This window comes from Pontiella desulfatans (genome assembly GCF_900890425.1).
Classification (GTDB): Bacteria; Verrucomicrobiota; Kiritimatiellia; order Kiritimatiellales; family Pontiellaceae; genus Pontiella; species Pontiella desulfatans.
Genome location: NZ_CAAHFG010000001.1, coordinates 1,800,652 through 1,823,476, shown reverse-complemented (window position 1 = coordinate 1,823,476; position 22,825 = coordinate 1,800,652). Strand labels below are relative to the sequence as shown.

General features: G+C 54.3%; 11 protein-coding genes. All 11 read right to left on the bottom strand.

What is annotated here, in order from left to right; genetic code table 11:
- Positions 1 to 21 precede the first annotated feature (21 nt).
- Entirely contained in the window at positions 22 to 4,821 is a 4,800-nt protein-coding gene (locus E9954_RS06740) for a glycosyl hydrolase family 28-related protein (RefSeq protein ID WP_136078444.1), read from the bottom strand.
- 12 nt (positions 4,822 to 4,833) lie between these two features.
- On the bottom strand, positions 4,834 to 6,174 hold the full coding sequence (locus E9954_RS06735) for a vWA domain-containing protein (RefSeq protein ID WP_136078443.1): 1,341 nt from the start codon (positions 6,172 to 6,174) through the stop codon (positions 4,834 to 4,836).
- Between the two features lie 14 nt (positions 6,175 to 6,188).
- Positions 6,189 to 6,998: a hypothetical protein gene (locus E9954_RS06730; protein WP_136078442.1), complete on the bottom strand. Its 810-nt coding sequence runs from the start codon at positions 6,996 to 6,998 to the stop codon at positions 6,189 to 6,191.
- A gap of 97 nt (positions 6,999 to 7,095) precedes the next feature.
- Positions 7,096 to 8,028 carry a PEP-CTERM sorting domain-containing protein gene (locus E9954_RS06725; protein WP_136078441.1) on the bottom strand — a complete coding sequence of 311 codons (933 nt, stop codon included), beginning with the start codon at positions 8,026 to 8,028 and terminating at the stop codon, positions 7,096 to 7,098.
- Positions 8,029 to 8,118: 90 nt separating this feature from the next.
- On the bottom strand, positions 8,119 to 10,179 hold the full coding sequence (locus E9954_RS06720) for a PASTA domain-containing protein (RefSeq protein ID WP_136078440.1): 2,061 nt from the start codon (positions 10,177 to 10,179) through the stop codon (positions 8,119 to 8,121).
- Between the two features lie 490 nt (positions 10,180 to 10,669).
- Entirely contained in the window at positions 10,670 to 11,455 is a 786-nt protein-coding gene (locus tag E9954_RS06715) for a response regulator transcription factor (protein ID WP_168442035.1), read from the bottom strand.
- Between the two features lie 28 nt (positions 11,456 to 11,483).
- Entirely contained in the window at positions 11,484 to 14,615 is a 3,132-nt protein-coding gene (locus tag E9954_RS06710) for an ATP-binding protein (RefSeq protein ID WP_168442034.1), read from the bottom strand.
- 46 nt (positions 14,616 to 14,661) lie between these two features.
- Positions 14,662 to 17,730, bottom strand: coding sequence for a sulfatase-like hydrolase/transferase (locus E9954_RS06705; protein ID WP_136078437.1), 3,069 nt, complete (start codon positions 17,728 to 17,730; stop codon positions 14,662 to 14,664).
- 78 nt (positions 17,731 to 17,808) lie between these two features.
- Entirely contained in the window at positions 17,809 to 18,603 is a 795-nt protein-coding gene (locus E9954_RS06700; RefSeq protein WP_136078436.1) for a PEP-CTERM sorting domain-containing protein, read from the bottom strand.
- Between the two features lie 83 nt (positions 18,604 to 18,686).
- Positions 18,687 to 21,905 (bottom strand): sulfatase-like hydrolase/transferase, encoded by a 3,219-nt coding sequence (locus E9954_RS06695; protein ID WP_136078435.1) that lies wholly within the window; start codon positions 21,903 to 21,905, stop codon positions 18,687 to 18,689.
- Complete coding sequence (locus tag E9954_RS06690; protein WP_222847084.1) at positions 21,902 to 22,807, bottom strand: 3-keto-disaccharide hydrolase; 906 nt, start codon at positions 22,805 to 22,807, stop codon at positions 21,902 to 21,904. The genes E9954_RS06695 and E9954_RS06690 overlap by 4 nt, the downstream gene beginning before the upstream one ends.
- Between the last annotated feature and the right edge of the window lie 18 nt (positions 22,808 to 22,825).

Below are 22,825 nucleotides of genomic sequence, written 5' to 3'. Positions count from 1 at the left end.
AGTTCCGGAGATCCGTTTTTTTTACTGCTGCTCGACAGTGAGTCGGATAAAGAGGTTTGTATGATTAACCGGTATACCGTTCGTCACGATATCGTAATTCGCTCCCGCTCCCATCACATGGGTACCCACAACGGGATACGTTGAAACGGTCCAATTGTTGGAAATCAGATTGATCGAATTTTCGAGCTGATAGAGCAACGATGGATCATCATTCCGTTGCACATGAATGAAGTAAAATTCGCCGTTATCCGATATCAATTCCGGTTGCACACCGATGATCTGCGCATTGGTCGGATCACCGTTGAATGCATACTCGAAAAAATTATTTTTCTGGTCACTGTCATAGTCATAGGAACCGTTGCCGATATTCACACCCCATTCCTGCGACCATGCGTTGTATCCATATTCCGGAACCGATGCCGTAACCACCGTCACACCGCCGGTGTAGCTTACATTCACAGTGCCTGTATCGCCATAGGCCATAATTTTATCTGCGGCAACATAGTTGCTGATCATAGCGGTCTGATCTCCGGGAATCGCCATCGTTCCCTCCTCAATATTGATGATGGAGGAACCATTGATGGATTTCACCGGATCCATCTGTGCCAGATTCAGCAAACCGCTCTTCAGATTGATATAGCCGGAACCCGTCTGCCAACCCAGTCCAAGCTGACCGCTCACATTCACGGTTCCGCCTTCAATATTCAACGTACCCACTCCGGGAGATAGCAACCCAATCCAAAGATGACTGGCCGAATTCAGCACGGCCCCGGCCTCAACGGTCATTGTGGCATTTCGATTGTATCCAATACCGCTCCAGCTCAGCGTTCCCCCGGCCGAAATTCCGGATGTCAGACTGGCACCGGATGCAAGACGAACAAACGCGCCATTCGTTGTGCCATTATCACCAATGACCAGATGAGCAACCGTGACAGTCGAGCCCAGCAAACACTCCTGTGCACCTTCGACATTAAACACTGCTTTGAAATTCGCCATCTGGTCCACCGGAGCAACCCCACCCGTCCAACTGGCATCTGTTGCCCAATCATTGGAACCCGCACCGGGATTCCAGACCGTGGTGGTCAAAGGTGGTTCTGTGGCCGTAACAGTTGTATTCGTATTATCGAAATTAACCTCCGGAATAAACACTCCGCCATACGCTGTGATCCAGCCCTTGGAAACATAAGCATTCAGAAGGTTCGTGGCATTTCCATCCACAACCAGCATTCCTTCTTCGACATCGACCAGCCCGTTTCCATCCATCAACAACTGGCCAACGCTTAAGGTTCCATCGGAAAGCAGCACCGAACCGGCTGCTTCATAGCCCAACGCCATCCACTCGGCCACATCCAGTGATCCACCTGTGATTTCAAGCGCATCGTCCAGGCTCACCGAACCTGCCACGGCAGAAATACCGTTTCCAATGATTGGAGCGGTCAGTCCGATCACAGCATGTTCACTTGCACCGGGAATTCCCGCCGTCCAGTTAGCAGCATTATTCCAATTACGGTCTCCGGAATTATTGTTCCAATCATTGGAAGCTTCCGTTGTCCCGGCGCCAAATCGAAGATTGCCTATGGACGTCGTGTTGACGGTATTACTCGGCATCTGACTTTGATCCAGATTGAGGACATTTCCGGCAAACAGGATGGAGGCCGTTGGATCAATCGTCAGGAAGATGTTATTCTGCTTATTGTCCAGACTGCTGGCATACGTTTCAACCGTTGCACTGTTTTCAATAAGATAGGTTCCACTTGTTCCATCGCGCTGAATCAACAGGTTCTGCAGTTCCACATCCCCGCCGCGAATCACCGCACTGTATTCGTGTGCCCCCCAGGCCGCACCGCTGAACATGCGGAACTCATCATCCAACCCTGCCCCGGTTTCAAAGTAGTGGCCGTTGTCCGGATTAGTCGAAACAATCTGCGTATTGATCGGCTCAAAGCCGCCATCGCCGACATCATCGACGAGAAAGGCCGTGGTGCAGGCATCGGCTCCGAAGCCGAGGCAATGCCCCGATGGTCCCTGCCCGTTTTCTTCATACAGATGAATCCCGCGAACCCCGGCAAATACAAAACATTCGTGTACCACTTGATTGGTCACATGCCCGAAGAGATATGGATCCGCATACCGCCATTGCAGGTCATGAACATCGTTGGCCGTTCCCGATGGAATGCTGTCGTACTCGTTATAGCGGAAGGTATAGGAGTTCGGGTTGAACTGTACATTATGCAGCTGCCCCCCGTTCGATCCGTTACCGATGGTGATCCCCGTCTTCAGGCAGGTGGAGAAAATGTAGTCCACATAGTGGTTGTCGCATGTATACGTCTTCAAATCCAGCAACTGGTAAGGGATGGTGGCAGATATATTCACCACATAAACGTCCGCTCCCCGCCCCTGCACCATGAAGGGATAAGGCACGAAACCGAACCAATTGGTATCTGCGGCATCATAGATCTGATTGGGCCAATGGAAGTTCAGACCTTTTACCCCGGCATCGGCTGACACCTGAATAAAGGGGGTTCCATTGGCGTCGTTGTGGCCGAAATAAATATTCAGCAAACTCCCCTTCGTTGCTGTTCCGTGCGGAATATCAAAAATGCCACGCAGCTCAACACCCGTTGGAACCGTGAGCGTTCCATCCAGGCGATAGTTACCGCCCGGAACAAACACCGTTCCACCACCGGCCGACTGTGCAGCCGCAAGCGCACTGGCGAATGCTGCGGTGTCATCCGTTGTTCCATCGGCCGCCGCATTAAATGGTGCTTCAGTTACGACGTAGAGATTCGAGGTTCCCGGCATGTAGGCTTTCTCGGGTTTTTTAAAGTCATAATCCGGAAGGTCCGCAACCGCCATGGCGGTATGATCAATCTCCACCGGATAATCGGTATTGTCTACAATTCGTGGATCGCCCGTGAAGGTATTTCCCAGAATCGATGCGCCATCGCAACCGGGACCCAGCACCAGGTGCGCACCATCATTGGTGAAATCAGAATTGATCACGGAAAGATAGCCGCCATCGAACTGAACCAGACCATCAAACTCGCAGCTCATAATCATGGCGCGGGCGGTTGACCCTTCGCAATAGAATGCCGCTCCGGTTGCTTCGATATCGCAGGAGTGGAACATGCTGGTTTCTTCATTATCCGGCCCCATGTATACCCCGGTCTCTGCACCGGTAATGGAGAAGCGGGTAAACTGCTCCCCATTGTAGAGATTCTTTTCAATATAGATTCCCGTTTTACAATCGATCAGATGGTAATCATAGGCCTGACCATTCGGAGCTTTTCCATCCCAGCGTGACGGACGCATGGCCAAACCGATATGATACCCTTCAACGGTCACATAGCTGGAATAGGACCAATCCAGACGGCGGAGCACTATCCCCGTCGCATTGTTATACAGCCAGTCGCGGTGTTCACCCCCTGCAGGCGCATTGCTCAGGTCGGATCCTTCCCAATAGTCCGGAGAAAAGTGGACCGATTCGATCCGGCCGATATCGGCAATGCTGTCAAACTCAATACCCGTGCCCAGCGGTGTTCCGTAAATATTACGCACGAACGGCCGCCCCGTTGTTCCATCCCGATAAGAGGAAAAACCAAAGTATGCATTCACCAGTGTGATATTTTCAATCGTCGCCGCGCCTCCGTTGCCGAAGGTGATCGGATACGGGCGAACATCAGTGGCCAACTGTTCCGGATACCAGACCGACACACCATTCACTCCGCCGCTGCCGCTGAGGGTGATAAAGTATTGGCCATCGGCATCATCACGCCCGGCATACGCCATCAACACCGTTCCAACGATTGGAAGTCCGGGCTCCGGTTTTTTCCAATCTCCGCGCAGCGTAACGCCCGATGGGATGGTCAGGTTGCCGGTCACTTTGTAATGCCCTTCCGGAAGATACAGCGCACCGCCACCGAGATTGGCGATCACAATCATGGCATCCTGAATTTCGTCGGTCACATCGGTTGTGCCATCACCCACAATACCGAAGTCGGCCAGCGCATCGAAGGGCGTGATGATATATTCATTGGTCGTATAAAGCGCGTCGGCCACATACCAATTTGGACTTACGATTCCTGCGATGGCCCGTATCGTAGTCTTGCCCGGCGTGGTTGCGTTATAATCCACAAGCGGAGTTCCGCTTCCGCTGTTGGCAATAATCTTTCCATCCTGGATAAAGTTTTGAACCTCGGAGGCCATATCTCCATCGATGATCACCGTGCCATTTCCGGCAATATTCATGGTACAAGTGCCCCAACCTGCAAAGCTTAGAGAGCCTCCGATATTCAGCGTTCCTCCGAGAATATCGGCCGTCGCTGTTGCACTGTGCGAGCCATCAAATGATCGACCGATGGAAAAATCGTTTGAAACGATCACATCACCGCTGTTGGCTGTCATCGTAAAGGCGTTCACCTGACCTGAAACATTGTCAAACAGCCCCACATCCACGCGTCCATCACAAATCCAGCTTCCACCGTTCTTTATCTCGATCGATGACGATTTATTATATCCGATCGCGTTCCAGGCCCCGTTCCCGTCGTTATCGCTGCGAAGACTTCCCCCATCAATTACAACCGACAGCAAGGATGCATCGCCATCGTTCAAAGCAAGAAACCCGATTGTTGCCGAATTATAAAGCGTTATGGTTTCCCCTGATTTGCTGAAAATCTTGGCCGTTGAATCATTGACCGGAGCCGTGGCGGTTTTCCAGTTCGCTGCATTATCCCAGGCACCGGAGTTGGATACCGTATAGTCCACGGCCTGAACAGATATTGCGCCCAGCAGGGCCGCTACGATTACTTTGTATTTGTTCATCCTGTCCCTCTTTTAATTTGACGAAATACTGCTCTTGATGGCCTCAAGCCCTTCGAGCTCGCGATAAGCCCCATTAAAATATCCGGTCATCTTTTTGAAACTATCGACTGAACGGCCATCGCGCCACTCCGTACGCTCTTCACCGGTTCGGATGAACCGGATGACATTGAATGTAAATTCGGACTTACTGTTTTTATTCCGGCGAATTCCGCTGCTGGTCTGCACGTCGTTCTGTCCGCTTCGACTGCGAATCTCCAGCATGCCCTTGATATATTCATCCGGCTTATAGTAGAAAAATTCAGGTTCCGGCGGTAGCGGCGTGCCCTCGAAATAGGTGACAACCATCAACCGTTTATCATTACGATTCAGCACGCGCGGTGCATCGCCATTGGCTACACGTTTTTTGCACTCGTCATCATATACCTTCAACGCCTCGTCATATTTCTGAAGAAACCGTTGCCCGGCCGAAGTTTCGAACCATCCCTGATCGCGCTCTGTTTTAGCGTAGCGCTGATACCCCCACCATGAGGTAAGGAGAAAGACAGCATCCGACTGTTGCTCCATGGACAGCATAGCCGGCCGATGCCAGGATTCCATCCCCTGGAAACTTCCCGTCTGAAGGTCCGACTGATTCTGCATTCCGCCACTGCCCAGAGTACGGGTGCCCCATTCATTGATTCCCATTCCCGGTTTTACAGCATTCAAGGGTTTCAACCATTCATCCACTTTAGCAACACTCACCGAGTTCGCCGGCACCAGCTTCGGAAAGAGCAGGTAGGTATTCCATTTATCAAATACACAGACATTGAATAATGCGGTTGCAGGCAGACCATCGATAATTTTTACGAGCTCATCTTTAATAATGGTATAAGCCGGGATACCACCCATTTCGTCATACATCATCTCATCGGAAGCATCGAGCATGATGAAAACCTTCTCGCCTTTGCCCTTTACCCCGAACACATTAATTTCCGGCATCGTAAAGCCGAGTCCACCACCCCCGCCCAGACCGGTACCGCCCGCGTTGCCCAGACCGCCCTTTACCCCGGTAATCTCCGGCATCTTGATATCCGGCATGTTCTGCTGTACCTTGGGCTGGACCACAATGCGCTTTCGCAACTTCGGCTTCTGAGTCTGCTTCTTTTTAATATTCACCGGCACTTGCAGTTTTTTAAGCTGCATTTTAGGGCGATTGACCGGCTTTGCCTCAAACTGATTGTCTTCTTTCTGAATCACCGTTACCGCCACAAAGGATAAGGCAATTACAACGAGCGCCGCGTGAATACCCAAGCTTACCAGTGCCGCGCTGGATTTAGCATGATTCGTAAAATATCCTGTCTTTTTTTTCGCCATAATTCAGAGCCTTCTTAAAACAAAAATCCCAACGTTTCCTCAACGCTTTGCAAAGTACCATCGACCTCAGCCGGCACCCTGATCTCCATGCCTTTAGATCCCCAGAAGTGAATAGAATAGTCCCGATCCCTTATAGCCTGCCTTGAATTATTCACCGTCAGCAAACCATTGAGAATCCAGTTATTAAGCTCTTCCTCTGTACAGCCAGCCCGAATCCTTATTATTCCGCCGGAAATATCCACTGTACCTGAATTCAGCTTCATCGAGTTTACATCCAGAAGCCCCGCACGGATTTCGGTCGAGGCAGCGCCTCCACCCATACGCAGGTTATGATAGAACACATCCTCCACCCGGACTTCGCCGTCATTAAGAATAAACGTGCCTTTCCCTGTATTGGCCACCGATACCCACCCTTTGTAATTCAGGTTTCCGCCATTGACGATCAGTGTTCCGCCTTCTTCACGCCCCATCCGTCCGATATAATTCTCATTATCGGTGACGACCAGCTTTGCTCCAGGATTCAGGGCAAGCATGCCGCCGCGATCATCCACTCCGATCTGTAACTTACTGATCGTTCCGGCATCCACTGAAAGAGAACCTACCGCTCCGCCATAATTAAAACGCACGGTATCCCCGGCACCGGGCAATTGACCCTTTTCATCGCCTGCGGACTGAATGCGCCAGTTTTGGCCATCCATCCAGCGGTTGCCGTTCGGCGACTTGTTGTCAAAGCGAAACACTTCAGCCTTGGCAGCAAGAGAACCCATCAAGAAGATAATGACTCCCACAATGACTGATGTTTTTTTGCTGCAATAAGGGTTCATGAGCTTTCTCTAAAAAAAAAACGATTTAGCATCTGTTTAAAAAAAGGGGCAGGGTTCCCCCTGCCCCAATTCATCATTCATCATCGAATCAACGGAATCAGATCATGAACCGCCGGCGGATAAGGAGCAAGCCGCCACCGAATGCCGCAAGCAGACCGATAGTCGCCGGTTCAGGAATGGCCACGATGGTGGTCTGATTCAGGTCGGAATCAAATACAGCCTCAATACCGTCCAAATCAGTCGCGATTTTACCCAGTGCAAAATAAGCGTTCGCCTGACTCACCCGATTTCCACCAACAATCACAGTTCCACCTTCGTTGATATTCAGGACGGACCCGTCCTGAATCGAGGTCGTGGTACTCCACTGGAACAGGTTAAGTGTGCCGCCATTATTCACATTCAGCGTCGCAACGCCACCGCTGGCTGTCGATGCGTTGCCCGTGCCCAGCCCGATATTTCCACCAACGTTGACCACTCCGCCGTTGTTGATATCCATAATCGCAATGGAACGGACCGAATCTCCGGATCCCATCCATAGATGACTGGCAATATCCAGCGTTCCGCTGATTGAAGCAATGCCGGTCAGAGTCTTCGTTTTTGTCGCCGAGGCACCGGAAGCCATTTTCAGGACACCGGCGGCATAAACCACACCACCAGAATCTATATTTAAAGTTCCGGTTACGTCCCTGACATCGGAGCTGGGAAGGTTATTACCAATGGTCACATTGGTAAGGGTATTGGTCAGATTGCCCCCGTTTTGAACATGCAGTGTTCCTGAGTCATCCACACCCAGTTCGAACTTTCCAACCGTCTGGGTGGAATCCAGCACAATTGTATTTCCGCCCCAGTTTGCCCGCACCGTATCTGCTGATGTCGGCAACGTGCCTGGAAGCTGCCATCCATAGGCGTTGGCGGTATCGTTGGTGGTGAACGTCCAGTTACCACTCTGCTTGTATCGAATGGTTGCCGCGTCAGCACACAAAACGACCATCCCCGCTACAGCAAGCCCTGTAATTATTTTTCGTTTCATTTTTTCTCCTTGTTTTCAACCGGATGAAGTCCATCCGGAAATCAGTCAACCCGCAGGATTTTACCTGCAGGTTGTTTGGATAATCACTGTTTACGGATTTTCGACTTTCAGGCGAATGAATGCAGCATCTTCCACAGTCGAGATAATGTTGGTTAGCACATTATAGTCGCCGCCGGTTACATTCGTTCCTCCAATCGTTGATCCCACATCCAGCCAGTCACCGATAACAAGGCTTTGACGGGTTTGAACGGTGTAAACCAGGTTGGTGTCATCATTGCGGAACAGGTGGGTGTATTCGAAAACACCACCGTTTTTCACAAAGACCGGTTCCTGACCCGGATTCTGATCATCGATCGGATTGCCGTTAAGAGCGTATTCATAGAGATTGTTCGCTCCATCGCTGTCGTGATCGTTGTTTTCATCGCCGATGTCCTCGCCCCAAAGACCAGCCCAGGAAGCATAGCCGGGCAGGAATACCGTCAGCGTGGTTTTGCCTTCATTGGAAACATCTTTATCGATCACATAGTTGGCTCCGGAAGCGATCTGGATGGTGCCTGCATCAATGAGGTTCACAAACTCGTTGGAGCGACTGCCGTCCATGATCATGGTTCCTTCGATCATATTGATCACGCCGTTGGTCACGCGGTCGGTGTAGTTGAAGCGCTCGATGTTGAACACGCCGCCGTTATCAACCGTGACTTCCGCCCAGACCTCTTTATCTTTGCTGCCCAACGTCATCCAGCCATTACAGATGAAGGTGCCGCCATCCACGTTGATTGCACAGGTGTAGTTAGTGCTGCTTGCAGCACCTGCACCCCAGCCGAAAAGTACACGGTTTTTGGTTTCGAAAATCCCGCCGGAAAGCACATTAACCGTAGACTTCACGCTGTACCCAATGGCCGTCCAGGTCGAAGACCCCAGGGAAGATCCGCCTGCAACCATGTGGCCGCCGTCGCCAACGGTGATGACATTGCCGTTCGTAGTTCCGCCATCCCCCTGTACCAGCCAGGATACTGCAGCAAAGTTGGTAAGAATGAGCTCGCGGTCGTTGAAAGTACGGGTTTTGAAGTTCTGGGTTTCCTTGAAGGGTACAATACCGGTGTTCGGCACTCCGTTCGACTTCCAGTTTGAGGCCCCGAACCAGTCGGCAGGAGAAGGTCCAGAGTTCCAATCAACCGTCAAGGGATCCGGCTGCGGCAGAAAAGCTTCCTGAATCTCAACATTGATCGGCGAACCGGAACCCAGCGAACTTCCAGGCGCCGGAGTCTGGGAAAGCACACTGCCGGAGATGACCCCATAGACATAACCGGTTGTTATGGTTCCGAGCGTATATCCTAAATCATTGATCGCGACCGTTGCAGCTTCCAACGTGGTCCCGACCACATCCGGAACGGAGGCCACCGCCACGATGATCGTACTGTTCGTAATGGTATCCACCCCATTAGTCGATAGTTCTGTCTCATAATTGAGCTGAATGTTACCAGCCACGCCATTTCCGCGGATGGCATCGTTGGTATAAACATTTATGGTGTCTGTGAAGTCTCCCGGCAACTTGACCTGACCCGTGCTGACTATATTCAGCCAGGAACCGTTTTTGAACGAATCCCCGCCGCTGTGCAGCTGCTGAAGATCGAGTAGGCCACCTTTATTAACCGTGATGTAACCGACACCACCGTTCCATCCTGCGCCCAGCATTCCCGCGATTTTCACCACGCCACCGTCATTGATGGTTACATATCCTGTGGAAGGATTCTGGAAACCAACCCAGAGATGGCTCGTGAAATCAGCCAGACCGCCGTCATTGACGGTCAAAGTGCCGACACCGCCGCCGTTGTTACCGACCGACGACCACGAAACAGCAGACAGTACGCCGCCATCGTTAATAGTCAGATTTCCGTTTTCATTAACACCGGCCATAAAATTCTTAACCGCGGGTGCCACATTCGTAAGCGTTACCGTATTCCCCCCCCAGTTCAGGCGAGCCTGGTCATTGGTACCGGGTAGAGCCCCTGTTGTTTGCCAACCGTTTGCGTTAGCGGTTGAATTCGTTGTGTCGAACCAATCCCCGTTCGACTTGTATCTTAGATCGGCACCCATCGCCGCGCCGGCAATCAGTGAAAATACTACTAAACACGTACCTGTTCTTCTCATTCGTCTATCCTCCAGTTCTTCCACATGTTGTGAGGTTGAAGCGGTCGCTCGCAATTCCTCCGTTTTCTATGTGGTAAAACGTATCACTTACGGAAAAAAACGCTCGCACAGGCTTATCAAAAAACCGCACAGATTTGTCAAACGAATGAAAAAGGAATAAATACTAAGTTTTTATGTGATAAAAACGTTTAAGCGTTTCGTAGATAAATGAAACTGGCTGGCAATTTCCAGAGGCTGGAAAAACACAACGATAGGAACGTCCAATGGTTGGAATGATGACTCATACCAACCCTCATTATTTTGTGGTATAAAGTGCTGCCGCACTGACAGAGTCAACAATACCATTCGCGAATACTTTGCGGTATAAAATCTTTCCCTCGCAGAGGCGCGGAGGACGCAGAGAAATACCCTCTTCAACTGCTCTGTGATCTCTGCGGCTCTGCGAGGAATGACTCACTTAGTTTGGACCTGTATGTTTTTGAACGGGGGATCAGTCGTCCGGCGTTGAATCACCGGATCTGAATTTTGAGGGCGTTTTACCGTATTGCTGCTTAAATTGACGGCTGAAATGATTGGAGTCGGCATAGCCCACCATGAAAGCAATTTCCGTTACCCGAAGATCCGATTCTTTCAGCAGTTTTGCGGCACGCTTCAGGCGTACGTTCCAAATCAGCTTGGCAGGTGTTTCACCGGTCAGCGATTTGAGTTTACGATGAAGCGTACTCATGCTCATGGCCAAAAGCTTTGCCAGGTCATCTGCAGAAAATTCGGGATCAGCAGAATGTTCCTCAAGCACTCTGAACGAACGGATCATAAAATCATGATCCGGCAGCGCGTCCAGCCGAGTGGGCACATCCTCGAGCAGCTCGCTCCGAAAGCGCTCCCGAAGTCTGGCCCGGGAATTCAGCAGGTTCTTAATTCGTGCCTGAAGCAGCTCCAGCACAAACGGTTTAGTGATATAGTCATCGGCCCCTACCTGAAGCCCTTCCACCTGATCTTCAACTGCCGACTTTGCCGTGAGCATAATGACAGGAATGTGCGAGGTTTCGGAACGGCTCTTGAGCTCCCTGCATAATTCTGAACCACTCATGACCGGCATCATCAGATCGGTCACGATCAGGTCAGGCATCTGCTCGCATGCCAGCTCCATGCCTTCCCGGCCATTGGTCGCGGAACACACCAGATATTCCTCTTCCAGCTCATCCACCAGAAAGGTCATCAAATCAAGGTCATCTTCAACAATCAGAAGTTTGGGTTGTTCTTCAGCGTTTTGCATTGCCTCACCTATCACCATTTCCAACTTTTTAAACTTCATCTCTGTCGAGCGGAAGCACCACGGTAAAGCGTGTTCCCGGACACGCTTCATTCTCATGGATCGGACTCTCAACCGCGACGGTTCCGCCCCAAAGACCCACCAGTTCCTTAACCAGATTCAGGCCAATCCCGGAACCGTCTACAACAGATTTTTCAGGAATACGATAAAACCGATCAAATACATGCCTCAAATGCTCCGGCTCAATTCCGCTTCCGGTATCCTCAAAAATGAGCTCCAGCTTCCGACCTTTATGCTGAGCACTTAACGCTCTGAGCGTAATGGACACCTCTCCGCCAGGAGAGGTAAACTTGATCGCATTCCCGGCCAGATTCTGGACAATTTTTTTAAGTTTATCTGCATCGAACCATCCGCGCACTGAATCTTCGGCCTTAAACAGAAAAGTTACACCATGCATCCGGGCAAGCGGTTGCAGCAGTTCAACACTTTCGTAAACAGCCGAGGAAATATTGCCCTCCAAAGGCTCCATTTTCATCCTGCCCAGCTCAAGCTTTCTCAAATCCAGTATCTGGGAAACCAGAACAGAAACCCGGTTGGCATTCCGTAAAGCCATCGAAATCCGTTTCTTATTTTTATCCGACAGCTCAGATTCTGCAAGTACGCGTTTAAGCGGTTCGCTGATCAAGGAGAGCGGCGTATTCAGTTCATGAGAAATATTGGTAAAGAAACTGGTCTTCATCTGATCAACTTCGACGAGATGACGCTGCCGATCCTTTAATCCTTTTTCATGAAAATAGACCATGGTCCAAATCAGCAGCACCGCCCCTCCGGCCATCACCGCAATCATGGCGATAAACCAGAACTGCAGCCAAAGCGGAGCAATCACCACGAACACGGATCGATCCGGCGTTGGGTCTATATTGAAGGCCTGATCACGTGCGCGCACCTCCAGCACATGCCTCCCGTGTTCAAGGTTCAGAAATGTATTCCCGGTTCCCAGCGTGAAAGGCGACCATTCCCCCCCATCCAAACGCCAGGAATATTGCAGGTTTTCCCTCGCCGTCTCCCCCCATGGATCCCGGCCTTCCCAGGTAATGTGGGTATTGCCCGGCTGGGCGACTTTTGCAAGGCATTCGACAATCCGCGTTTCCGGAGGAATTGTTTCGGGCATATGCCGTACGGTACCATAGCGCTGGTTCTTTCCCTGAAGCAGCAAGGGCGATTGCAGTTCATCATCGCTGTAGTTCAACCAGATTGAGCCATCCGGCGAAAGCTTCATTCCGCTCCAGCGTTTGACCATGCCGAACCGTTCGGGATAGGCGTGCGTTGTCCAGCTCTTCCCATCGAACCGGCTGATTCCTCCATCAGAAGAGGCCAGCAGCGATCCGTCGTCCAGCACCAGCAGGTCTGAAAGCAGCAGGCTGGCAACGCCGTCCTCCGTGGAAAAGACTTCCCACTCATCACCGAGCCGGCGGGACACCCCGAAATGCTCCTTGGCCACCCACAAAGATCCTTCATGATCGACGGCCATGCTTACGGTATTCTCCCCTCCCAGGCCCCGGACAGGAACAGGAGCAGAACCCTCCCCGCCCTTGTCCACCCGGAAAATCAATGTCGACCCCACCCAAAGGGCACCATCCGGCGTTTGGGCGAATGCGGTTGAATAGTAGGGAAAATCCGGGGGAGTAAACCGTCCGAGCAGGTTCACCTGCCCGGTTCTTCCATCCACCCCATACTGCAGAATACCACCAGCATCCGGCTCATCATTCAAAAGGCGGCCGCCAGCCCCGAACCACATGGTTGCATCCGATGCCTCGATTACTCCGCGGGGCTCAATCCAGCGTGCAAAATCCGCATGGCCGTGAAGGCTCCAGCGGGTACCGTCAAAAACGGAAAGAGCGGCCATGCCTTGATGGCGCCCCGTTGCCCACAGCAGTCCGTGCGAGGAGGCAACCAGGGAAAAAATCCGGTTAAGATTAACCTCTTGGGCTGAATACTCCAGCCACTCCCCGGTGCCGGGATCATGAGAAACAATGGAAACCTCGAGCGATATGTACCACCGTTTTCCATCCGGCGTCTCACACTGGTACTGGAGACCCTCCAGCGACATCCACTCCCGGGTACCCAGGTCGACTGAATAGACATAACCGACCCGGCCGATCACCCACATGCGGTTATCCGAGACCTCGAAAAGCGATATGGGCACCAAAGGCAGACCCAGTGTACCGCGTGGATAAACCCTCAACTCCTCGCTGGTTAAACAGCGAACAAGCCCCCCTTCCATTCCTCCCCATATCGATCCATCCTGTCCCTGAAAAAGAGAAGTAATCCCCAGATACTGGCTTTCATCTGTTTTTTTTATCCATTCTCCGCTCTCCGGATCAAAAACCAGCAAACCGGACTTCCGTGCGGAATCAGCATACCAAAGCCGGCCATCGCCGCTGTACACCAGATGCGTGTCATTCATATCATGTTCAGAAGGAATTCTGAACCGCTCCCATTCATTCCGTCCGACGGCACGTCCATCCTGCATCGGGATATGAATAAGCTGCGGGAACGGATCCTTTGTTCGCTCAACCGCCCACACATCTCCCGACCGATCCAAACAGAATGCCGCCAATTCCTGCTGATCGGAAACCTGTGCAATCCTGGTGGCCCCGGAAAGATCGGGCTCGACTCTCCAAAGCGCCTGCGGAACCAGCACCCAGATGGCGCCGTCTTCAGCACGGGCCAACCGGCAGGAAAACACGGAACGGCCGACATCCTGTACAATGACACGCCACTCCCTGTTCTTCCAAAGCACCAGACTCTCGCCAATAAGCGCGAGCGGGCTTCCATCCTCCATTAACAACAACGCTTTTGCCCAGGGAATTGCCCGGTCGTGGGAAATCTTTGATAACAGGTCTTCGTCGAAAGGAATCCGCTCTACCTGATGTCCGTCATACGATGCAATGCATCCTGTTGCGCCGAACCAAAGCGTACCATCCGGAGCTTCATCCATGCATATTGCTCCAACCCCCTCCAGCGCCTCCTCATATCGCCAGCGCCAGGGTTCCAGTATCGGATCGCCCTGAGCCGGCTCATACGGTGTAACGGCCCACCCCGACAACGGAGCAGAAGACAGCACCCACGCCACTGCAGAAAAAAATATACATCGTCTCATTTGAACGCAGGATATCATGAAGAAACAGGAAAAAAAAGTTCTGTTCCTATTCAGCAATAACCCGGAAAAACTGCTGAGATGAGGTGGCCGGGAAAACCGCATGGAAGGTGCTCCTGTCCAGAAAGCGGTCTACCTGTTCCAGAGATTCAGGATAAACAGGTGCCCAGCCATTGGTTAGAGAGTCTGTGGCTTCAAAGACCCTGTTGGTCAGCCAGCCGGCCATTTCATCGTATTCCACCACAAACGAACCATCAGCGGCTTCCACCCGTTGAAAAATAACAGCCGGTTCAGCCGGAATGCCGGAAGGGGTTACGGTGCTCCACAAACGCTCATCAACAGCCTCTCCTGCTACTGCGGTCATTTCATCCATCCAGGCATAAAAGGTCTGGCGCATGGAACGAACACGCTCCGGATGAACCAGGGAAAGATCATTGGATTCTCCAACATCATCACGCAGGTGATACAACTCGTAGACATCCTGATCGATATAGAGCTTCCAGTCCCCCTGACGAATCGAGTATTCGCCGGTATCGACCCCCTCGCTCCAGCACAGAGAATCATGAACGGCATCCACTTCCCCGCGAATGAGCGGAAGCAGGCTCTTACCATCAAGAGCACTGAAACCGTTTATCGGCTCTATCTCCGCAGCATCTAGTGCGGTCGGCAGGATGTCGATGCTCATGACGGGCGCATCGACCGTGGTTCCGTGGTAGGCGCCGAGGCCGTCCGGCCAGCTGATGGTCATGGGCACCCGCACGCCGCCTTCGTAGTTGAAATGCTTACGCTCGCGGAGCGGATCGTTTGCGGCCACGCTGGCCTGCGAGCCCCCGTTGTCCGACCAAAAGACGACGATGGTATTGTCCAGCACCCCATTGGTCGTCAGGCAGTCGACCACCTGTCCGATGCCCTGATCCATGTGGTAGAGCATGGCCATGAGGATGGCGCGGTTGGCCTGCTTATCGGCATCGGACATGTTGTCGTAGACGTAGGACGGCGTCTGCCCCATGTTCGGGAAGTTGGTGTTGTAGTATTCCGCATCGGGGAACCAACCGGGATCGCCTTCGCTCAAACCCGCCGGAGTGGATGGCGCCTCCATCGGCGTGTGCACCGCGTTGTAGGAGAGGTAGACGAAGAACGGCTTGTCCGCGGCGGCCTGCGTTTCGATGAAGCCGCAGGCCTCCTCGGTAAAGCGTGTGGTCATGTAGGTTTCGAGCGCATCGCCGTCGTCGATGCCATCGATCGGCGCCTCAAATTCGTGGCGGTAGAGCTGATCGAAGAAACCGCGTCCATAGTTCCAATAACTGGAACCACCGAGATCGACAAAGCCATAGACTTGGTCGAACCCGCGCTTGAGCGGATTGTATTTCAAGGTCGCTTCTTCCGCTAAACCATAGTCGAATTCATCTTCCGTAAAACTGCCGTTGTTGTTGCCATCAACGCTCACGGTCGCGGTGCGGTCGCGCCCCTGGTGCCACTTGCCGACGAACTGCGTGGCGTAGTCCTCCACCCCGTCGAACTGCTGCTTCAGGTGCTGCGGGAAATACGGGAAGGTTGCGCTGAAGCTCGACGCGTTAACGTCGCCCTCGTGGTGGACGCCGATGCGGTGCTGGTAGCAACCCGAAAGGAAGCCCGTGCGCGAAGGTGCACAGATGTTACCCGAAGCATAGGCATCGGAAAACCAGACGCCGTTGCTAATCAGGTTGTCGATGTTCGGCGTCGAAACCTCCGGCGCGGAATAGGGATTGTGGCTGATGTCGGAGTAGCCGAGGTCGTCGGCCAGGATCACGATAATGTTGGGCAACGCATTGGTGCGCGGCTGCACTTCCGGAACCACCAGCTCGAACGAAAATCCGGTCAGGGCAAAGCCTTGCGCGGAAGCGGTCGAAAGCGCCAGCGTCTCGCCCGATGCGGCGGTGAACCCTTCGAGCAACCATTCGCCGGAAACCCCGCCGACCGCATTCGTCGCGGCGTGGTTCCCAAGCGAGGCGGTCATCTGCACGCCGTTGGCGGAGTTGTTCCAGCCGACGCCCTTGAAGCCGACCCTGGCCGCGCCCGTCGCGGTGGCGATGCGCAGCGTTTCCACATTGGGCGTGGCGAGTCCGCCGCCATCGATGCGGCTCGAATTCTGCCCCTGGATGCCCAGCCCGCCGGGTGCGGTTTCGGCCAGCGCCACCCGCCCGCCGCCGGTTTCGGTTATGGCATCGAGGGTTAGGCTGAAGGTTGAATTGAACACCACCGGATTGGTGAACAACGCCGTGGCACCGTCCCAGCCGTCGACCACCGCAATGGCTTCGGGATCGGACGAGCTGGTCGAGGCATCCAACGAAACAATACCGCTCCCGTCCACCGAATAATCAAGCCGTATCGGAACATCCAGCAGCCGGTTGGTCAGCGTGTTGGAAAAGGCCACTTCGACAATACCGGTCGTCAGTTGGAGCGGCACCGGTGCGCCGACAAGATCGAACGAAAAACCGGCCAGCCCGAAACCGTGCGAGCCGTTGGTCGGCTGCATGAAAGACAGAAACTCACCGCTGTCCAGCGTAATGCCTGGCAGTGTATTTGTCCCCAGCCGCCCAGCCAGGTTAAAATTCGTGATGGCGGAGTCGGCATCAGCGATAATTGAGTCCCCAATACCGTTGTCCGAAGTATAGACCCAACCGGTAAATTGGAGCTCAGGATTTCCGTCGGTGATTTCCCACTTCAACTCCTCGGTTTCAGCATAGTTCGCCCCGTCAATGCGACTTGCATTGCGGCCATAAATACCCAACTGACCGCCCTGGTAGCCATCTAATGAAATGTTGTTGGATGAACCCAGCCGATATCCCGATGCCGTCAACTGGAACGATGAATTGAACAGCGACTCATTCGCCACCGACCCCACAACGCCATCCCAGCCATTGACCGTTGCAATTGCCAAGGGATCGCCCGACGCGGTGGTTGCATCCACGGTCACGTTGCCGGAACCATCGACCGCAAAATCAAAAACCAAACTTGAGCCAGCGTTCAGCCGCGTTGCCCCGGTGTTGAGGGGTTCCACCGGAAATTCCAGAGTAATTTCCGCCGATGCAAACGAAACGCAAAGCAGCATTGCCGCCATTCCAGAAAACTTGGTCATTGTTCACTCCTCAATTTTCAGAAGCCTAAAAAAATGGCCGGCACTCGGCCGGCCCAACAGAAGATGGAATCCAAACCGCTACAGCATGAACCGGCGGCGGACAAACAGAACACCGGCCCCGAATGCCGTCACCAGACCGAGCGTGGCCGGTTCGGGGATGGAAGCCGTGAAGTTCAATCCTGCGATAGCAATACCATTCGACCCATCCACGGGGGCTGCAAAAGTAAAGGATTCTCCGTTACCAATCGAAAAACCAGCGGAGGAAATATCCTTGGTCAAAGCAACATCGGTGGGTTCCGTCGTGGTCATGTTCAGATAGATCTCGGATGTGGTGCCATCGCTCAGCTCGATGTCGGGACTGCCGCCCCAATCGCTGTAGTCGAACGAATCGAAATCAAGAACCACATTGCCGCTGAGTGTCCACACAATCTGTTCAAGGTTGGTAGTGGCCAAGGTCGAGCCATCAATCAGACTGCCATTCTGGCCAAAAACACCAATCCCGCCGCCATCCTCTCCGTCCATCGAAAGATCCGTGCTCGCATACGACGAACCATCGTTGATGCGCCGGTATCCCTGCGCCGAGAGCGTGAAGGAGGTGCCATAGAGAGCCGCATCCGAAACCGTTCCCACGGCTCCATCCCAGCTGTCCACCGTAGTAACGGCATTCCCATCGGTCGAGGTAGCCGATGCGTCGAGCGTAACGTTACCCGTGCCATCCACACTGAAGTTGTAGGTAATGACGTCGCTGCTCACCCGCAAACGGCTCGCTCCGGTATACGTTGACGCCACATTGAAATCCAACGAGATCGACGCCATGGCCACCGAGGCACCCGACGCGAGAATTGCCACCATCCATTTCATGCTTCCATTCATGTGTTCTCCTTATTTATGGATAAACGTTTTCTCACGATTATGTTGCTTTGTCAAACGGAGTTTAATCCATTTTTTACGAGTTCTTATGGAATCGTTATATCCGCCCCGATAAATTGCGATGAAGCGCCTCCAACCGGGGTTGAACTTTGAAAAACGAGGTTGGATTCCGAGGATGCCACCACCGTAGCCGCCGGCTCGCCAACCGCCCAGTCGTGCAGGTTGGTCGATACCCGCGCCTGGATGGCCACCATGCGCCGTTGGTTGCGGGGAACAACGAGCTGAAGCCATTGGTTCGACACCCCACCGCCCATCGAGGCGCTGGAGGCCGGATTGAGCGGATCGGTGGCAAAGGCATATTCCCAGATGGTTTCGAGCCCATCGCCATCCGGATCGGCCGTCCACTGGCTATTGGAGCTGGTGGTGCTTCCGAAGGTGCGGTGGCGCCAGCAGTCGGGGGCCAGCAAATCAACATCGGAGGATGCGGCGGAATCGCCGAGGGCGTTGTAGGCCGATACCCGCAGCATGGCATCTTCGATGTCGGCACTCACGAAAACCGTTGCGGAAGTGCTTCCCGCAGGCAGCTCGGCCACCATTCCAAAGCCTGCGCCATGGGTCGACTGTTCAACAATATAGCCGAGTTCGCTGGCTGAAACATCGTTCCAGCCCAGCCTGATGCGGTTCGAGTCCAGGCACTGCACTTGGATCGCATCCGGAGCCTCCGGCATTCCCGGCGGCGAAGGCGAGAATTCGACCGAGGAATCCGAAGACTGGCGGAAGGGTCGGTTCGGGATATCGCCCATATAAACGGCCAATCGTTTTTTCAGGTCGTAGGTGATGGCCGGCAGTTTCCCATATAGATTGGTCTGCTCCATCGGGTCGTTGGCCAGGTCATAGAGCTGGTCATCATCGAAATAGCCCGGATGGGTGTTCTGGGTGTAATAGCCAAGTCCGCTGTTATTGACATAGTAGGGTCGCGGTTCCGTAAACAACCCGGTGATATAGTTCTTCCAAAGATAGCCGCTTTCAATCTGCGCGTAGACCGAAGGCGTGTAGCGCACGGCAATATATTTCCATTCCCTGGAGCGCACGGCACGGGCATAGCCGATTTCGCAAAAGACCTCGCTGCGCAGCGCGGCAGTACTTCCGTCCAGCACCGGCACCAGGCTTTCGCCGTCGATTTCGCGGGTCGGCAGGCCGGCCGCCCCGGCCAGCTCGAGGAGCGTCGGCACAAAATCGATGTGCGATACGCTTTCATCGTATACCCGCCCCGGCGCCGCGATGCCGTTCGGCCAGCGCATGACCAGCGGCACGCGCATCCCGAGATCGTAGAGCGACGACTTGCCCCAGATGGCCGGACTGTTCGTGAGCGTCTTTTCGCCGTGGTCGGCGGTGAAAATGATCAGCGTGTCGTTTTCTATGCCATGGGCCGCGAGCCGGTTGGTGATGGCCGCGAGCGAATAATCGATCCAGGTTTCCCGGGCCGAGATCAGCTCCTTGCCCGCATTTTCCACCTCAGCGATGATCGCCTGGCGCGGCGGCATGAAGGAATAGTCCTGATCCGGCAGGAAGCCGGCGCCGGTGTAGCGCGGATCCGCCCGGAGCGACTTGGTGAGGTCGTTCCTCACGGGGCCGTGGTTGATGGTTGGCGCCATGTAGAGGAAAAAGCGTTGGCGGTGGTTTTGGTCAATGAAGTCCAGGGCGTTTTTAGTGATCCATTCCTGGTTGTGCACATTGAGCGCGTCGTTGCGCAGTTCAAGCAGGTTCGCCCGGTAGAGGCCGCCCACAAAATCGAAGCCATAGGGGCGCATGCGTTGGGTGAGTATGCGGTGGTTATGCCGCATGGCCCCATTCACCCCGGCATCGGTGGCCGGGTCGGCGGCCTGGGGATAGGGTATCATTCCGACCGATGGCCAGTCGTTGGTTCGGCCCAGCTCGTCATCGATCAAATGGGCCTTGCCGACAAACCCGGTGCGGTATCCCGCCCGCTGCAGCCAGGCACCCACGTTTTCGCCGTCGTCTTCCAGCTCGGTATCCGAAACGCCGAAGCGCCCCAGCGTCCCAGGCGGGTATTTGGACATATAGTTTTCGCTCGTGTTCCGCGATGCCCAGCGCCCGGTCATCAACGAATAGCGCGAGGGGCCGCAGACGGTCGACGCCGCGAAGGCCTCCCGGAAGTTGATGCCGTTGGCCGCCATGGAATCGAGCGTCGGCGTCAGGCAATCGCGCCCCTCGAAGCCAAAGTGCTGGCCGCCCACCATGTCGTCCACGTTCACGATAATGATATTCGGCCCTGTTGCCGGCGATTGCGAAACAACCTCGAAGTAGAGCGAAGTCGAGGCCTGGACCAGCGCAAGGTCGCGGTCGGCCGGAAGATTGAAGTTGCGGAAGCCGACGCCCAGGGTTCCTCCGCTGAAGGAACCATAGTTCGCCAGCACAAAGCGTTCGCCCACCGCAAAGGCGTTGGAATAGTTTGCTCCATCCAGCATCCATTGCGATCCCGGCTCCAGGGCCAGCCCGCCCCCGTTCAGCTCGACCGGGCTCGTTCCGCCATCATCGGGGATGGTGATCAGCGTGGCCGCCGACCCCACGGTGAGCACATCCCCCGTGGAACCGGGGAAGGCAAAGTTGGTGGAGGAGCCGGCCAGCGTCACGACCACTTCATCGGTCAGGTCGGTTCCGAGGGCCATGGAATGATTCGATGCGGGAAAAACATCGAACGAAAATCCCGCCAGCACGAACCCCTGCCCCTGCCCATCGGAAGCCGAGGAAATGGAAAAGCCGCCCTCGCCCGAAACCGCAACCGATCCCGCCGCCCCCGAAAGCGCATGGGACGTTCCGTTCACGTCCAGCAACGTGCCCGCCGAAGTCGACGCATTGGCATAATCCACCCCCAGCAGGCCGAAGGTGCCATCCGGCACGTCGATGGTTGCAACCACCACCTCGTTCGACCAATCAATCTTCTGGGCATCCCCCCCCTGGATGCAGAGGCCCAACCCGCCATTGTCGATGCGCAGGTTCCCGACACTGGAAACATGGATCGAAAAGGAACCGTTCCAAAGGGCGGGATTCGAAACCGCACCCCATGCCGAAAACCCGGCCACATAAACGGCGGGGTCGGGATCCGCCGACGTGGCCGCCAGCGCAACCCCTCCGGTTGCATTGACCGAAAACGACAGCTGAAGATCGCCCGTGTTCTGGGCCACCGCCGCCGGGCCGACGTAGGCGTGGGACAAGTCCACCTGAACCGAAGCGCCCGCCCCGATTGCAACCGACAGCAAGGCAAACAGCAGCTCTTTCTTCATTCCTTCAACCTGACCTTTTCACGGATGCCAGCGGGAAACCCGCGGATCGGGGTGAGTACGATGTCCTTGTAATAGCATTCGGCCGCTTCGCTCTGGAGCTGGATCTGGCCCTTGACCAGCGGCGAGCCATCGGGCTTGCGCGCGTTTTCCACCACCATCACCACATGGCCGTTCACCACATGCACGGCATCGTTGCCAACCACATATAATTCCAGATGGTTCCATTCGCCGTGCGGCGCATCGTGCTCGGAGCAGGCATGGACGTATCCGAGCTTGCTGGAATAAACCTCGCTTGCGGGGTCGAAGCGTTTTTCCTTTTTATCGTCAAAGTCACCCCGGATCTCCGCCTGCGGGCCGGGCACCTTCGGCGTGGCGGCATTGCCGCCCAGCGGAATGAAGTCGCCGAGGTCGGTCTCCTGCACCTGGTATTCCAGGCAGGTTTTCCAAACGTTCCAGAACCGGCCGTGTTCGCCGTAGCAATGGTACAGGATGCCGCTGTCGCGCTTCACGGTTTCGCGCGGCGGCCATTTTTTGTCGCCCCACTTGTGCCATAGGCTGAGGTGATAGTTGCCGTATTCCTTTTTCGTGGTCAGCGCGCCATAGATTTCGCCGCTCACATGCAGCACCGGCTGGCCGGCTTGCTCGATCATGGAAAAGACGTTTTTCACATCGGCATCCAACCCCATCGGAACGCCCTGCGTCACCTTGTCCGACTGGAACGTGCCCTCCGGCAAGCCCTTCACCGAGGAATGGGGAATCCCCATCCAAACCTCGAAGTTGCCCAGTTCCATATCCAGCAACTCCGTAACAGCGCCCCCATCCCCAGCGACCGACAGGTTTTCCACGGCATGGGCCGTGTGCAGCACGGTTGCAACAACACAGGTTGTGATCAGTTTTTTCATGGTGGAATCCTTGTTCAG